The sequence below is a fragment of the Desulfosarcina variabilis str. Montpellier genome, from assembly GCF_048565275.1.
GTDB lineage: Bacteria > Desulfobacterota > Desulfobacteria > Desulfobacterales > Desulfosarcinaceae > Desulfosarcina > Desulfosarcina variabilis.
The window spans coordinates 7122335-7138777 of record NZ_CP159846.1; the positions used below are offsets into that span (position 1 = coordinate 7122335).

At 50.8% G+C, this 16443-nt stretch carries 14 protein-coding genes; 2 read left to right on the plus strand and 12 right to left on the minus strand.

What is annotated here, in order from left to right:
* Nucleotides 1-83: 83 nt before the first annotated feature.
* From Dvar_RS32185 to Dvar_RS32200, 4 genes are all read right to left on the minus strand, one after another.
* A complete protein-coding gene (locus Dvar_RS32185; protein ID WP_419657226.1) occupies nucleotides 84-1829 on the minus strand; it encodes an ABC transporter ATP-binding protein in 1746 nt (581 codons plus the stop codon).
* Between the two features lie 378 nt (nucleotides 1830-2207).
* Nucleotides 2208-4058, minus strand: coding sequence for an ABC transporter ATP-binding protein (locus Dvar_RS32190; protein WP_419657227.1), 1851 nt, complete (start codon nucleotides 4056-4058; stop codon nucleotides 2208-2210).
* Between the two features lie 9 nt (nucleotides 4059-4067).
* Nucleotides 4068-4952 carry a DUF4198 domain-containing protein gene (locus Dvar_RS32195; RefSeq protein WP_419657228.1) on the minus strand — a complete coding sequence of 295 codons (885 nt, stop codon included), beginning with the start codon at nucleotides 4950-4952 and terminating at the stop codon, nucleotides 4068-4070.
* A 93-nt stretch (nucleotides 4953-5045) separates the two neighbouring features.
* Nucleotides 5046-7130, minus strand: coding sequence for a TonB-dependent receptor (locus Dvar_RS32200; RefSeq protein WP_419657229.1), 2085 nt, complete (start codon nucleotides 7128-7130; stop codon nucleotides 5046-5048).
* Nucleotides 7131-7839: 709 nt separating this feature from the next.
* Between Dvar_RS32200 and Dvar_RS32205 the strand changes: the two genes are divergently transcribed.
* Both Dvar_RS32205 and Dvar_RS32210 read left to right on the plus strand, forming a co-directional pair.
* A complete protein-coding gene (locus tag Dvar_RS32205) occupies nucleotides 7840-8988 on the plus strand; it encodes an ATP-binding protein (RefSeq protein WP_419657230.1) in 1149 nt (382 codons plus the stop codon).
* 184 nt (nucleotides 8989-9172) lie between these two features.
* Nucleotides 9173-9925: an ATP-binding protein gene (locus tag Dvar_RS32210; RefSeq protein WP_419664195.1), complete on the plus strand. Its 753-nt coding sequence runs from the start codon at nucleotides 9173-9175 to the stop codon at nucleotides 9923-9925.
* Nucleotides 9926-9954: 29 nt separating this feature from the next.
* Here the strand turns inward: Dvar_RS32210 and Dvar_RS32215 are convergent, their stop codons facing one another.
* The 8 genes from Dvar_RS32215 to Dvar_RS32250 all read right to left on the minus strand — a co-directional run bounded on the left by Dvar_RS32215 (nucleotide 9955) and on the right by Dvar_RS32250 (nucleotide 16441).
* On the minus strand, nucleotides 9955-10122 hold the full coding sequence (locus tag Dvar_RS32215) for a hypothetical protein (protein ID WP_419657231.1): 168 nt from the start codon (nucleotides 10120-10122) through the stop codon (nucleotides 9955-9957).
* Between the two features lie 50 nt (nucleotides 10123-10172).
* The gene (locus Dvar_RS32220; protein WP_419657232.1) at nucleotides 10173-10871 is read right to left on the minus strand and encodes a class I SAM-dependent methyltransferase; all 699 of its coding nucleotides are present in this window, start codon (nucleotides 10869-10871) and stop codon (nucleotides 10173-10175) included.
* 65 nt (nucleotides 10872-10936) lie between these two features.
* Nucleotides 10937-11740, minus strand: a complete 804-nt coding sequence (locus Dvar_RS32225) for an ABC transporter ATP-binding protein (protein WP_419657233.1) — start codon at nucleotides 11738-11740, stop codon at nucleotides 10937-10939.
* Nucleotides 11737-12816 carry a FecCD family ABC transporter permease gene (locus Dvar_RS32230; RefSeq protein WP_419657234.1) on the minus strand — a complete coding sequence of 360 codons (1080 nt, stop codon included), beginning with the start codon at nucleotides 12814-12816 and terminating at the stop codon, nucleotides 11737-11739. Before Dvar_RS32230 ends, Dvar_RS32225 begins: the two co-directional genes overlap by 4 nt.
* Before the next feature lie 114 nt (nucleotides 12817-12930).
* Nucleotides 12931-14028, minus strand: coding sequence for an ABC transporter substrate-binding protein (locus Dvar_RS32235; RefSeq protein ID WP_419657235.1), 1098 nt, complete (start codon nucleotides 14026-14028; stop codon nucleotides 12931-12933).
* Between the two features lie 287 nt (nucleotides 14029-14315).
* A complete protein-coding gene (locus tag Dvar_RS32240) occupies nucleotides 14316-14585 on the minus strand; it encodes a helix-turn-helix transcriptional regulator (RefSeq protein ID WP_419657236.1) in 270 nt (89 codons plus the stop codon).
* 71 nt (nucleotides 14586-14656) lie between these two features.
* Entirely contained in the window at nucleotides 14657-15277 is a 621-nt protein-coding gene (locus Dvar_RS32245) for a hypothetical protein (RefSeq protein ID WP_419657237.1), read from the minus strand.
* Nucleotides 15278-15421: 144 nt separating this feature from the next.
* Entirely contained in the window at nucleotides 15422-16441 is a 1020-nt protein-coding gene (locus tag Dvar_RS32250) for a helix-turn-helix domain-containing protein (protein WP_419657238.1), read from the minus strand.
* Between the last annotated feature and the right edge of the window lie 2 nt (nucleotides 16442-16443).

A 16443-nucleotide genomic window follows, 5' to 3' on the forward strand; every position in this document is an offset into this window, starting at 1 on the left:
AATATTGGTAATATTTTGAGGATTTGAATTTGTTGCCCAACGCCGGAATCGGGTGAGAGGCGCCGTTTCTGGATGAACGCTATTTAGAACTTCCACCCCTTCACTCTCTGCTGTTCATCCCAAAGGGCTTTATAAAGTCCCTTACGGGACATCAGATCATCATGGGTACCCTCCTCCGCAATCGATCCCTTGTCGATGACCACGATTTTGTCGGCGCGGGATATGGTGTTGAGACGATGGGCGATCACCACCACGGTTTTGTTTTTCACCAGTTCATCGATGGCTGCCTGGATGTACAGTTCGTTTTCCGGGTCGAGGGCTGCGGTAGCTTCGTCGAGAAGGACAATGGGCGCATCCTTGAGCAAGGCGCGAGCAATAGAAATGCGCTGCTTTTCTCCGCCCGACAGGGTACTGCCGCTCTCCCCCACCATGGTCTCGTAACCCTCGGGCAGGGCAGTGACAAAATCGTGGCAACGGGCCATTTTGGCCGCGGCGATGATCTCCTCCCGGGAGACATGGGGCCGGCCGATGCGGATGTTGTTATAAATGGTGTCGTTGAACAGGTAGACATCCTGGAACACCATGGAGATATTGGTCAGCAGATGATCGCTGGTGTATGCCTTGATACTTTTTCCGCCAATCCGGATCTCTCCCGCATCCACATCCCAAAACCGGGAGATCAGCCGCGTGAGGGTGGTTTTGCCCGAACCGGAGGGGCCCACCAGGGCGGTCAGGGCATGCTCGGGGATACATAGATCAAAGTTGTTCAACACCTTGGCGTCGTGATAGCTGAACGAGACATCCTTGAATTCGATGCTGTGATTTACGATCTTTGCCTCGACGTTGCCCTCAGGCAGGGGCTTTGTCTGGCGCAGGGCTTCCACCCGATCCACGCCGAGCTTATAGTAATTGAGCTCGGCCATGAAAATCAGCGCATGCAGAAGGGGTTCGTAGATTCGCGACCCCAAAATGAGAAACATGATATACACGGGCAGAGCAACCTCATCGGCCAGCAGCAGTGTAAAACCGAAGAGAATGATGAGGGTGAACCCGCCGTTCAACACAAAAGAGGATAGCAGGACGGTCGGTCCCGAGCCGGCTTCCAGTTTGATGCTCTGAACCTTCAAGCGATGAAAGGCCTTCTGCAGGCGGTCGAACTTGGTCCCGCCCAGGTTGAAGGCCTTGATCAGGCGGATACCCTGGATGTATTCGATCATACGCGAGGCCGAGTCCACCTTGTATTTCTGATGTTTGATGCCGAAATGATTGATGATCTTGAAAGATACCCAGGCTGCCGGCCATGCCAGGGGAATGACCAGGGCCGCGGCCAGGGCCAGTTTCCAGCTTATGAATGATAGGCAGGCCAACAGCACCAATGGGGCCGCAAGCGCCCCGCATATCTGGGGAAGCTGGTGGGACAGCAAGTTCTCGATATTGGCATAGTCGGACACGATATAGGCGCCGATGTCACCCGGATCCCGGGTGTTGTAGAACCCCATGGACAGTTTGCGAAGGTGTTCGGCAATTTCCAGCCGGCCGTCGGCGCAGATTTCGTAGCTGTCCTTGTAGGCCGAAAAATAGGCTTTGCGGCTGATCAAATAAAGCAGAATCAGCGATACAAAAAACGCCCCGCACCAATACAGGACACGCTTGACATCCAGTGCGGTACCGGGGTCTTGCAGGGGTTTGAAAAGCTCCCAGACAACCATCAGCAGTATGCCATACGGCGCACCGCGAAAAAAATACTCGGCGATGGTCCAGCCGATGAGCGGCCTGAGTCGTTCGGGCCGGCCCATGGTGGCGGCGTTCATCACGGCCTGGTAGTTCATGTTGAAATCTCCTTTTCATCATTTAAATCGGGGCCGGTGTCCCTATCGCTATCGGAATCGAAGTTCGCGGGTATGGCCCGCTCCTACAGTTTTTCATGGTGCCCCCATCACCGAGCACCTATTTGTTGAACATCGAACGCTGAACGTCCAACATCGAACGTCGAATGAGGGATTCTGTCATTTATAAGTTTTGGATGATGATGTCCTTCAATGTTGAAACGCCCGAGCAAAGCGACTTCACTATTCAGCATTCGATGTTGGACGTTCGATGTTCGACGTTCGAAAGAATCCATTGCCGTCGTATGTACCGATCACCGTTTACCGATCACTGATAACCGATCACCCCGTCACCCACTCACCCACTCTCCCGACCACCGATCACCCCCCCGCCCCAGCAACCAATGGAACCGGTCCTTCCAGAGCATCGCCTTCACCGCGCAAGCCAAGCACCCACTCCCGCGATTGGGTGTAAGTACGCCACATGTGGCTGTAGATCCCATCGCGGGCCACCAACGCGTCATGCGTGCCCCTTTCGGCAATGCTCCCCTTATCGACCACCAGAATCTGGTCCGCGTTGGTGATGGTGGACAACCGGTGGGCGATCACTAAAACGGTCTTGCCTTGAATGAGACGTGCGAAGGCCGCCAAAATCTTGCCTTCGTTCTCCGGGTCCGCATAGGCCGTGGCCTCGTCCAGCACCACGATAGGCGCATCTTTCAATATGGCCCGGGCAAGGGCAATGCGCTGCTGTTCGCCACCGGACAGATAGGTCCCGCCTTCGCCCACCAGGGTCTGGTAGCCATTTTCCAGCGATTCGATAAATCCATGGCACTGGGCCGCCCCGGCGGCCGCCACCACCTGATCAAAGGATGCCGAGCGGTTACCCATACGGATGTTTTCTTCAATGGTATCGAAAAAAAGCATATTGTCCTGAAAGACAAAGGCCACATGATCCATCAAATCCTTGGTGTGAATATTTTTGATGGGGACATCACCGATGCGGATCTGACCATTGCCGGTATCCCAGAAGCGCGCGGTGAGCATGCCGATGGTGCTTTTTCCTGCACCCGAGGGGCCCACCAGGGCGGTGACGCTGCCCGCATCGGCAACAAACGATACGTTTTTCAGCACGGGTTTCTGGTCATAGGCAAAGGTGACATCCGAGAATTCAACCGATGCGCCGGTCGGCATTTTGGGGGCATCGGGCTGAGCGATTTCCGGCTTATCCAGGATATCGTCGATCAGGCCGACCCCAAGCGTGTTCTGGTTGAGATAGCCGCTCATGTAAAGCAGCTTCAAAAGCGGGAAAAACATGCCCCCGCCCAGGATTAGGAACAAGAATACAGTGGGCAGATAATCGACATAGGACGGCGCTTTGAGAAGTAAAAAGACCGCCACGGGGGTGATAAACAGAATCGTCGACGACAACATGGTGAGAAATCCGGTATAAATCAGGGCGAATTTTTTAGTGATCACCACGCAGAAATCCTTGAAATCCGCGATGTCCTGTTTCAAGCGCTTGAAACTGTCCATGGAGCGGCTGAACACCTTGACCACCTGGATACCGCGCACATACTCGACAATGCTGGCATTCATGCGCCCCAGGGCGGCGTGATAGTCGGCATATTGTTTCTTCTGTGTGGGCCGCAGCATCATGGATGCCTGAATGGCCACGGCAAAAAGAAATACGACCAGAACGACCAATGCCAGCCGCCAGTCCGCATAAAAAAGATAGCCCATCATCAATAGCGGAAAAACGACCGCCGCCGTCACATCCGGAATGTGGTGAGCCACGAACAGTTCGATACGCTCGACATCTTCGGACATGACCTTTTTTATTTCCCCTGAGGCGCGCTTGGTGAAATACCCCAGGGGCAGGCGCGCCAGCTTGCGGGCAATGGCCACACGCAATTCATACAAGATGTTGAACGCAGCGATATGGGAGAGCATCAGCGATGCATAGATCAGGATGCCATACAGGCAAATCGCCCCCAGGCTGATGAATCCCCAGCGCCAGATCAGTGTTTTGTCCAACAACTGCACGTCCGTCGCATGGGCGGCCAGCTCCTTGATGATCATGTATACGGCCACAAACGGCGTGAACTGGGCAATGGATGCGGCCACGGCCAGAATCATCGAGCCGATCAGCCACCACTTCTTTGTTCCCGCGATCTCCACCAAGCGCGGGATGCCTGTTTTACGCTTTTTGGGCTTGGTGTGGGTTCCCATTTTTTCTCCTTACTTGACCGTGAAGGTCAGGCTTGCGCTGTGATAAACCTGTTCGGCCTTGCCATACAGATCTTTGAGTGGGCCGTCTTCGGTGACATCATCCTTGTGGCTGGCACCAATCATCCACTGCCCGCTACTCTGTACGCGAAACTGCGCCTTACCGTCCATGATGTAGGACATCAGGCAGAAACCGTCGCTCTGGCCGAAACTACTGCTGTGAGCGGTGATGTACTCGATGCTCTTGGCCGTGGCGGTCAGTGGTTTGCCGTAAAACAGAACATCCACCTCAACTAGATCGCCCACATGCAGATCGCTTAAGTCAGTGCGTGGAATAATTTCCATGCCGTGACCTAATGGTTTGGGATCCGTCCACTTGCCGACCGTGAGGCAGGATTTGGCGAAGGCCTGGTACTTGACCGCCATGAGCACCTTTTTGATATCCTTGAGTTCGCTTTTGGCTTTCAACTGCATGCGCGTCTTGCCGGATTTGTCGATATACTGGGTATAAAAAGTCGGTTGGGAGACGGCACTGAGCTGGTAGACGCCTTGGGATCCATCCTTTTTCATGGCAATTTTCTGGGCGCCCAGGTCGGCGGCAAACAGATCGAAATCGCCGTTGGACAATTCAGGTTTGGCAACCTTGAAGTCCGGCTTGAGCAGTTTGGTTTTCTTCAATGCCGGATCGAGCAGATCAAATTGCTCGATGGCGATGCGGCCGTTGGGCGAGGTCAGAATATCGTCCATGGGCAGGGCATGCCCCCAGCCCAATGAGACCATGGCGTTATGCCCACCATGGGCGTGGGACTCAAAGGCATTGATCCAGACCGAATGGGCATGGGCCATGGACGCGGTGAACAGCAGGGCAATGATCAACACGGTTGGAATTCGTTTCATTCTTTTTTTCCTTTCTTGTGCGGTTGAGATGTTATGGCTGGTGTGTATTTAATCGTTTGTTTGGTTATCTTTTTCTAAAGGTCCCTGATAGTGCTAAAATCGAAGCGATGCCATCACACCAATGGTGCGCGGTTCGCCGACCGAGTTCCGGCTAAAGGATTTACTGGTGAAATACTCCTTGTCCAACAGGTTGTTGCCATAGAGATAAAGATCCCAGTGGGCGGTTTCGTATCCGACCTTGGCATGGAACAGTTCAAAGGGTGAGCGGTCAAGGGTATTGGCTTCATCGTAATAGGTTTTACCAAAGCCTTCCATTTCCGCCCGCGCAAACCAGCCGCTGGCAAACCGGTATTGAATGTTCACATTCAGGGTATAGGCAGGAATGTATTGGAGGGTATTGTCGGTATAGTCGCCGTATTCATCGAACTGGGCATCCACCCATCCAAATGCGGCCCCTATATCCAACCCATGAAGGGGCCTGGCTCTGACTTCGAGCTCCACCCCCTGACTATGGGCCTTGGCGGCATTGGAAGCGATCCAGACACCAGGTGATGGCTCACTGTAAACATGGATGTCATCAATATCGATGTAAAACAGGGCGGCATTCATGGATAAGCGGTTGCCCAGCCAGTTGGTCTTGGCCCCCAATTCATAATTCCACGAGGTCTGGGCATCGAATTTGGCCGTTTCCTCATCGTCACCCCAGGCATTCAGCCCGCCGGCCAGATATCCCTTGGCCACACTGAAGTAAAGCATGGCATTGTCCTGGGCGTCCCAGGACAAAACGCCTTTGGGCAGGATCACATCCCAGTCCTCCTCACCTTCCCAGACGACGGGCAGGGATACGCCTGAAAACGGATCAACGCTCAACTGCGCTCCGGTGTCGGTTCGTGTCACCTCACGCTGGTAGTCCAATTCTTTGTTAATACGTTCGTACCTGAGACCGCCCGTCAACGCCAAACGGTCTATCAACGGCAGGGTCGCCTGCCCGAAAACCGCCATGGTCTCTTCACTTTGTTCTCCCGGCCAGTTGTATTTTATATCGTACCCATAATAATCCGTGGTGTCGTAGGTTACTGAGTAATCTTCGTAATCCTGCTCTTCGTCGGAGTAGTAAAATCCGACCAGCCATTTCCATCCATTACCCGCATCCGGAGACTGCACACGAAGTTCCTGGGTCCCGCCTGAGATATCGGATACGTCCGTGCTTCTGGATCTGCCATTGTTTAGATAGAGGGCATCTTGACTCCCGTCGTTTTCACGCGCCTTGTATGTAGTGATGGAATGAATCGCCATATACTCTGTCTGATAGCGAAGACTTAAAGATGAACTGAACAGGTCCGAGTCATCCTCACTGTCAGGTTCTTTGTATGCATGGTACTGCATCGCGCCTGGGGCAATGCTGACATCCGCCCCGTTGCGTTTTCTATCCACGCCGGCCTGCAGATCGACTTCCAACCGTTCCAGCGGCAGCCATCTTAAGGTCGCATGGACCGAGCTTTTTTCCCGATTATCCAAATAGTCCTGATCCGGATGATCGTTTTGCATATACCCCCGGGTTTCAAAATAATTACCCGAAATACCCAAGAACAGTTTATCTTTTACCAACGGCCCATTGACGTATCCTTTGAGCCCATAGGTTTCGCGCTCGGCGAATTGCAGGCCAACCTTTGAGGTCAACGTATTGTCAGGCCGTTTCGTGACCACGTTGATCACCCCGCCGATGGCGTTCTTTCCGTATAGCGTGCCTTGGGGACCGCGAAGCACTTCTACCCGCTGGATATTGAGCAGTTCCATGTCGAAGTGCATCGACTTGTCAAATGGCACCCCGTCCACATAAAGCACCACCGGATTTTTACCGGTAAACATGCTGGCAGCGAGTCCGCGCACAGTAACCTCATCATAGCTGCCCATTCCTTCATTGATCGTCATGTTCGGAATCATGTCGATGACATCGCTGATGGTTTCGATGCCCGCATCCTCGATTTCGGTTTCGGTAAGCACCGATATTGTCGATGGAATATCCTGAACATTCTCTTCTCTTTTTTCAGCCGTTACCGTGACGCTGTCCAACTGGTACGCTGCTTCATCGGCTGTACAGACTGTTGCCGACCATAGAAAAAGGAGTAACCAACCGCCCCAGATCCATTTGATCGGCTTTCGCATTCTATCGCTCATTTGGCATCCTTTATCGCAGTTCCGGTCCAATTTCCTACCGCCTTCCATGCACCAGTATTCGATCGATTGAAAAGCGGTAGGTCACCTGTCCCCCCCGCCTATACAGGCTCGCTGTAGATCACATAAAAATCGTTTTTCATCTTTTCCCCCTCCAGAATCGATAGGTGTTCAGATTGGCTGATGAATCCGGAAAGCATAAGTTTCTCACCTACAACAATATTAGAAAAGTCTATTTAAAAATAACGTATATACCATCGATGAAGATAAAGCGCTGTCTGCGGATGAACGATTGTTGTCGGAAGACGAAAAGGAGTGGGGGCCGCTTGCGAGAAACATTATGCCAAAGGGCTGCGACGAATTACCTGGAGCCCATCCGGATAAATGCAAAAATGCAATCCATTCTCAAATGAGGGAATAAGAATAACAAAAATCGAAAAGTTCGGCTAACCAAGCCGGCTTTTTCCAGCAATTGAATTATGCCATTTCGAACTTCCCGATTACGAGCACCGCTTCGCTAAGCACGAGCACGACGGACATTAGCGTTTTTCGTGCTAGTGCGCGTAATCGGTCATCATTTTGACAATCGCTCGATGAAATTTCTGCTGAATACCTTCAAAATTACAATTGCTGGGCTTTTTCGGGAAAACTTGTCAATTCAAAATTTGATTTTGAATTGACAAGTTTTTTGATTGCGATTATATTTTGCATTATGTACACAAGAGCAGCTGAAAAATATATCTCCCGGATTCAATCCAAATATCGCTGTATTACCATCATGGGTCCCAGGCAATCGGGGAAAACAACCATAAGCAAAAAACTGTTTCCAACGTTTGACTATTTCACGTTTGAGTCCCCCGATCTTCGGTCCCGGGTACTGCTGGATCCGAAATCGTTCTTAAAATCCATATCATCCTCTATTTTGGATGAGGTGCAAAAAGTGCCAGAGCTACTGTCGTATATTCAGGAGATACTGGACGACCCTTCAGATTCAAGAAAGCTGATCCTTACCGGCTCCAATAATTTATTGCTGCATGAAAAAATATCACAATCCCTGGCCGGCAGGACGCGAATTATTGAGCTGCTCCCCTTGCAAAGAAAAGAGCTGCCGGATAAAGAAAGGCCAGACGATATCTACACAACCTTATTCTTTGGCGGATATCCGCGAATATTCGATCAGAAGCTGGACCCTACGGAATGGCTGGAAGATTACTACCGCACCTATGTGGAACGTGATGTGCGAATGCTCCTTAATGTTGGTGATCTAACCACATTCGACCGATTTGTCAGGCTATGTGCCGGCAGAGCCGGACAATTGATAAACTATGACAGTCTGGCATCGGATGCCGGTATCTCACAACCCACGGCAAAATCCTGGCTCAGTGTATTGCAGGCATCTTATATTTGTTTCCTCCTGGAACCGCACTACAGAAATTTCAATAAAAGAATCATCAAATCCCCGAAACTGTACTTTACGGACACGGGGTTGTTATGCTACCTGCTGCGAATCACATCGCCGGAGCAAATCGCCACCTATCCCTTGATCGGTTCAATCTTCGAAAACTGGGTGATTTCAGAGTTGAAAAGAACGTTTCACCATCATGGCCGGCAGGCACCGCTCTATTTCTGGAGAGATCAACATGGGCATGAAGTAGATCTGGTTGTGGACCAGGGAGCATCCCTGTTTTGTATCGAAATCAAAAGCGGACAGACATTTCAAAAAAATTTCATCAATGCCGTCATATGGCTGAACAAGCTCCAAAACAGGTCTGATGGAGCATGTATATATGGCGGAGATGAAAATTTTCTTGTCAACGACATCATGATTCGTTCCTGGAAAGACCTGCCCGACTTGCTATAACAAATTCTCTCCCACAGTCGTGAAGGCTCGGCACGGTCCGAGACTGTTATTAAGAAATTGCATTCAGGGTTGACAGGCGTTTGCCAAACGATAACATAGACAAATTAAAACTAAGAGTTTAGATTTGTCTTTATTATGTTTGATAGAAAAATTGAAAAAGAATTAAAAATAACTGCCGAAGAATATTTGGTTATTACCATCATCGGTCCGCGGCAGTCCGGAAAGACCACCCTGGCTAAAAAATTTTTTTCGGCCAAGCACTACCTATGTAAATCTTGAAAATCCGGAACTGCGCAGCCTTGCCAAGGATGATCCCAAGACATTCATGCTCCGCTATCGGGCGCCGTTAATTTTTGATGAGATACAAAACGTTCCCGAACTATTGTCTTGGATCCAGGTGTTTGTCAATGAAAAACCGGAACTGACCGGGGAATATATCCTGACAGGCAGCCACCAGAGGCAGCGAAGAGAAGCCATAACACAGTCTCTTGCAGGAAGAACGGCCCTTTTGACCCTTTTCCCCTTTGCCCTGAATGAACTTGAAGAAAGCGATATTCAAGTTGAAAGGGAACACCTGATTCATAATGGATTTATGCCAAGGCTTCATGATAAAAAGATAAGATCGCGACGTTTTTACAGGGAGTATTTTCAAACCTATGTTGAAAGAGATGTCCGAAAACTCATGGCCATAGAAAACCAGCAGGCATTTGAGCTTTTCCTAAAACTTCTGGCAGCCCGGGTCGGCAGCGAGATCAATTACAGTTCCCTCTCCGGGCAATTTGGCATCAGTGCTCCGCAGATTAAAAAATGGCTCAGCCTTCTGGAAGCATCCTTCATTATTTTCAGACTTCCTCCTTTTTTTAATAATGTCGGCAAGAGGCTTACCAAATCCCCAAAGGTTTATTTTGTTGAAGTGGGACTTGCCTGTTATCTGTGATGAATTCCTGAAAGGCATCCGCTATTGATTCAATAAACATTGCCCAATGCCAGGATGGCCATGCACCCCTTCCATCCCAGATAGGGGTAGGCCATCAAGACGGCGCCGCCGCTCAGCAGGTTACCGATCATCCCGCCCGCAGACTGGATACCGTTGCCCAGGCCGCGTTCTTTTTCCGAAAGCAGGCGGCAGGACAATCCATCCGTGGCGATATCCTGGGTTGAAGATAATCAGGAAACGTTGCCGCTCAGCCCTTTCGCGCCAGAAAATAGAGTATCCCGCCGTTGTTGGCGTGGCGGGAAAGGCTCAGATGGTTATCGGCGCACGCCCGTTCGAGTTCTTCGAGCGTCAGGCCGTGGACCCCGCTGCGCGCCATGATCCCTTTCCAGCGGGCGTCGAATCTGGCATCGATCCCTAGTGTCGGCACGCTGCAGACGAAGGTGCCGCCGTGTTTCAGGACCCTCGCGGTCTCTGCCAACGCCTTGGCGCAATCGGGAATCAGGTGCAAGGCCGTATCCATGACAACAAGGTCGAACGCGCCTTTGGCAAATAATGGTTCCTCGGCATTGCCGTGAATAAAACGGGCTGCGGCAAACTTCTTTTTCCGCCCTTTTTTCACCGCCCGTTTCAACATGGGATAGGACAAATCCAGGCCGGTATAGTGATTGCTTTTATCAAGATAGGCCATCGCGGCACCGGTTCCACAGGCGACATCGAGAACCCGGCACGTCTGGAAGGGCTTCAGCATATTAGAGAGAATCTCGCCATGGCGCCTGGGATCGGCTTTGTGGATACGAGGACGTACCCAGTATTTCTGGGCCAGGTCATATATCAAAGCAAAATGGCCAAACGATTTTTTATGTCCGTGGTTTTCCGCCGACAGTGCGCCGGGGGAAAGGGGTATAATGCCGTTGGGGTCTGGAGCAGGCAGGGTGATATTCTCCATGGTAAAACCTCGCGAAAAAGGATTTCAGGTTTTAAATCGATACATCATCCTCACTTCGACATCGTTCAATTTCCTCCTTGCGCCTGGCATGAATTTCGGGGAAGACAACGCTCAACGGGCAAAATCGAAACCACACCGTTATTATTTTGAATAGCGGCTTTCACGCCGTAAACGGTTGCCATGTTGGTCGAGGTGAAGACCTGTTCAGGTCTGCCTCGAGCATGAACCCTGCCCTGATACAGCATCACAATCCGGTCTGCATATCTTGCTGCCAGGTTGAGGTCATGAAGAATCATAATGACCGAAATTTTCTGCGTACGGGCAAGGAGGCGAATGGTCTCCATGGTGTCCATCTGGTGAGCGATATCCAGGGCCGATGTCGGTTCATCCAAAAAAAGCGCCTGCGGCTCCTGGGCAAGGGCCCTGGCGATGAATACCCGTTGCTGTTGCCCGCCGGACAGGCAATTGACGCTTTGCAACGCGTTTTGCGCCAGATCCATCTGCTCCAGGATGCCGGCGACCACCCGGATGTCTTTTCTGCTGCTGCGCCATGAGCTGTATGGCCGTCTTCCCATCAGCACGGTTTCAAAAACCGTGGTGGAAAAACACAGGGCGGTCGTCTGCGCCATATACCCGATACGCCTTGCCAGTTCCCCGGGGCGCAACCGTCCAGGATCAACCCCGTCAAAAAGAATCCTGCCCGACTGTTTTTTAAGCAGGCAGGCAAGGCATTTGATCAGGGTGCTTTTCCCGCTGCCGTTAGGACCGACAATACAAAGAATTTCTCCTAGAGAAACCTGAAAACTGATATCCCGGAGTACCTGCCGGTCGGCGTATGAAAAAGACAGATTCTCGACAGTGATTCTCATTTCAACATCTCGTTTCTATACACAATGAGATAAACAAATAAGGGTACACCCAGAAAAGCCGTAACCGTTCCCACCGGTAGAATAACAGGCGACAGTATGGTACGGGCGAAGGTATCGGAGACAATCAGCAATATGGCACCCAACAGGGCAGATGACGGGATCAGGATCGTATTGTCATTGCCGATCATGAATCTGACCATATGCGGGGCAATCAGTCCGACAAACCCTATCGTGCCGGTAAAACTGACAATGCCTGCAACCATAATCGTCGAAACAACCAGGCACAGGATACGGACGCGGCCGACATGGATGCCTAGACTTTTCGCCGTTTCATCCCCGGCGTTGATCAGGTTCAGGTCCTTGGATTTCCAGCAAAGGTAAATGGTACCGGCAAAGACGAAAGGTGCAATGAGGCTGATTTTGTCCCATCCAGCTTTGCCCAGGTCGCCGATGGTCCAGAAGACGGCGGCCTTCACCGCATCCGAATCGCCGAAATATTGAATGATCGTGGTCATTGCCTGGAAAAAAAACAACAGCGCGATGCCGGTCAGCACCATCGTCTGGGGAGCTGCGTCCTTTTTGCCGGAAATCATTAAAATAACCCCTACCGACAACAGGGAAAAGACAAAGGCATTACCGATGACAAGATAGGGCCCGGTCATAACGCCGACCCCCAGAATGATGGCCAGGGAAGCACCAAAACCGGCGGCCGCTGATATTCCGCAAATATATGGATCGGCAAGCGGGTTGCGCAGAACCACCTGCATGACGGCTCCGGAGGCACCAAGGGCCATGCCGGTTAAAGCGCCCATGGCGATGCGGGGAAGACGAAATTCCCGGATAATGAGGCTGGTGCTGCTCTCCACGGCCGGTGATTGCCCGCTGATGAGCAGCCAGAAAACCTGCCGGATTTCCTGCAGGGAGATATCCGCGGAGCCGACTGCAAGACTGTAGAAAAAAGCGACCAACAGGACGGGAACGAGCAGCATACAAAACAGCCATTTGCCTTTCTTGTATTTGCGGTAGGCTGCTTCCAGAATTTCCGTGTTGTGGTGAAGGGGTTGAGCTACCGGCATTTCAGCATCCTGTTCATTGAGGATATCCGTTTAGAATTTCGCATTTAAACCGACGATCATGTTTAGCCAGTCTATTATCAAAAATAGTGAAAGGATCGTATCTCACTGTCGGTTTCATTTTGGATAGGCAAAAACGCCCCGCCTGGAAAGATCGACGTCCGCATGCAGAAAGCGCGTCAGATATTCCTGATGCAGGGTCTGAGGTTCCAGGTCCGGAAACAATTCAGGATGAAACCATTTCGCCACATACGCCAGATAGAGCGGAAGACCTGGTGAAAACATGAATTGGGAGGCAATCATGAACACGTTGCCTTGTTTGACAGCCTTGCTGGATGCAAAGGCGGGAAGCGCCATGATCTGCTCCCGGTAGGAGGCAATTTTGGAAGGATCGTCAACGGTTGACCCATAGGCACCGTGATTCAGCCCCTGGCAGATGATGATGTCGATTTTCTGCTGTATCAACCACTCCGGATCCACTGTTGGCCCCCACATACTGGAAAAATTTGCTGCAATGTTTATCCCTCCGAGAATATCGTTGGTTGCAACCATGCCTGGAAATTGATCGGAGATGGTCGTGAAGTCTGCTGCACCACCGAAACTCCAATTCAAAAAAAAACGTTTCCGTTGCGCCCGAGTCAGACCGGATGTTTTGGCCACGATGGTTTTGACGATATGGTCATGCCAGTCCAGATACGCTTTTGCTTTTGTTCCGCCATCGAAGATTGCTGCTAAAATTTCAAAATTACTTTTCACCGTCTCCGGGAGAAACATATCCAGGGCCACGACCTTGATGCGAGATTTAATCTTATTGTTCATCTCTTCAAATCCCGTGGAATGCGTTTGGATGGTAAGCAACAGATCGACATCCAGCGCCAACAGCTTTTCGTAATTCACGTTGTATGGACCCGGCGTATCCGTTGCGAACACCGGTATATCCTCTATCCCCGGATACAATTTTTTGTCGGGGGCAATCATGTATCCCCGTCCCACCACCTTGTCCCAAACGCCCATAATTTTTAGCGCCTCGCCAAGACATGTACCGCTGAACGCAATGCGTTGAACCGGTTGCGCGATGGTAACCGTTCTGCCCATGGCATCGGTTATGATCACTTCATTTTGTTTACCCAGCGCCAAGGTCTGATCAACACCTATCCCCAAAAACAAAAACAAGAGAACGTATTTAAAACAGCTGGGAGTCTTTGTCTTTTTCATCACGATCGCCTCATCCGTCTATAATCACAGTGCTGCAATAGCTGGGTTAATGTGATCCGATTAGAGCCTGTTTGAGAAGTCTGGATCAGGCCCGATAACAAGGCGGAAAGTGACTCAAAAGCGGAGCATATATATAATATGTGAGCATTTTGAGACACGTTCCAACGCCGTTAGCGGGCCTTAGACGGATTTATCAAACAAGCTCTTACACAAATAGGCGATAAATAGATCACACATTGAACAAATGCGCTAACGCTGGCGTGTTTTTTTTTAGCGCTATTGTTTGTTTAACCGCTGCACAAAGAAACCCCCTTGTTGCACTTGCTGGGGATGACACCGAAATATTTTTTAAAGGCTTTGCTGAAATGGCTAAGGCTAGAATAGCCGACGGCATAGGCCGTTTGCGTCACATTAAACTCTCCCTCCCGAATCAATTGGCCGGCGGTTTCCATGCGTCGGCGATGCAGATACTCAAAGGGAGTGATGCCATAAACCGTTTCAAAGCACTGATAGAACTTGCTACGGCACATCCCGATCGCTCCTGAAAGCTCGGTCATGGTGGGTGGATGTTCCAAACGATGAGATAACAATTCCGCTGCATGACGGATGCCTTCAATTTCGCTTGGGGTCAGGTTCTTTTTTTTGGTTCTGCACGTTGGTTTCGTGCATCCAGTTGCTCAATTTTATGGGCGATCAGCTCCAACATCTTTCCTTCAAGAAAAAGCTGCTCGCTAACGCCTTGGTAAGAACAGCCGAGCATCTGGTGAAGTGCAGACTGCATCCCCGGCGTAATTTTATTAACTTCACGGTATGCGTCCTCTTTATCGACCTTTAAAATTGATGGCAGTTGTTCGAAACCTTTTCCGGCAAGCGTCGTTATGAAGCTTGGATCCATTTGGATGGAAACCCGAAGGACTCTTTCCGTTCCGACGGTTTCAGTGTAGGAATCGACCTCCGGGAAAGAGAAAAAACCACTTTGCCCGCCTTGTATTGTAAATGCTTTTCTGAAACAAGGCGACAGCGCCTCGATCTGACCTGAAAGACAATACCCGAAGCCATAGCACGACTTTGGGTTTATCGTTTTAAGCACTGTCGGCTGATTGAGTGTGTAATCCCATACAATCAACCGGATTCCGGACTTGCAATATAGGGTTTTAATGTAACCCTGTCCGTTGGATGCCGGAATGACCATCATGTTGGTTCCCGTTTGGGCTGGTGGGTTTTTGAAATGCAACACAATCTGTTTCATCTTGGATTATCCATTGTGGTCAAGTTAAAATCATCTTCCGTTCCATTGGATTCAATGATATAAAACGTCCTGTTGACATAAAAAATCCTTAACCGAACATAAATTCGGTTAAGGATTTTCGTTTTCAGTCCTAAACATGAGATATTATTGGTGCGACATCGAACCTGCGCCCATGCATCTGCTGGGCGACGCGCCGAACTGTTTTTTAAAGGCCTGGGAAAAATGGCTGATGCTTTCGTAGCCTACGGCGTAGGCAGTCTCGGTGACATTGAGTCCGCGACCCAGCATTTGTCTGGCCCGATTGAGGCGTTCGCTACGCAGATACTGAAACACCGTCATCCCGTATATCTCACGGAAACAACGATTCAGTTTGGGATGGGACATGCCCGCTTCCCGGGCGAGCTGGCCCAACCCTGGCGGGTTTTCCAGGTTGCTGAGCAGAAGGTCCCTGGCGCGTTCGGTGCATTTCCGGTCAATAGGGTGCAGACGATGTCCGTCTGGTGCCGGCTGATGCCGGTCAGCCGAGATCTGGTGAAGTTGATGGGCAATCAGTTCCAGGGCCCGGCTCTCAAAGAAAAGCTTACGGGTCATGCCGCCGAATGGGCAGCCGATCAGCTGCTGCAATGCTGCACGCATCGCCGGCGTGATCGTATGGAGGTGGTAAAAAAGATCCTCCTGCCGCTCCTCCAGGAGACCCCGCATCACCGGATCAATCGCGTTCAGGTCATCTTCAAAATAGGAGCGAAGCCCTTCCGGTGAAATAACGATGCCCACCTGGCGATGCGGCACATCCATGCTCATGCAACTGGTTCCATTTGGGTCCGGGCAATAGAAAATACCCTGTTTCCCGGATGACATTTCAATGGGTGTCTGTTTGCGACCGTATCTGGCCATGGATTTACCGGACATGCAGAAGCTGAAGGAAAAGGCGGCCGGATGATCTGCCAGGGTAAAATGGATATTCTCACGAAACAGGCAATCACAGGCCCAGACATCGAAACCCGGCCTTATTTTGGTTCTGGAGATCCGGAACTCGCCGAGATCACCGGATCCATTCCAGTAACACTCAAAACGCTCCGGATTGTCCTGCCTGATATCCACCAACGCCGACGGTGAAGATAAGCCGTCGTTATGGGTGTAGCGAATATGATCGAGCATGGCCATTT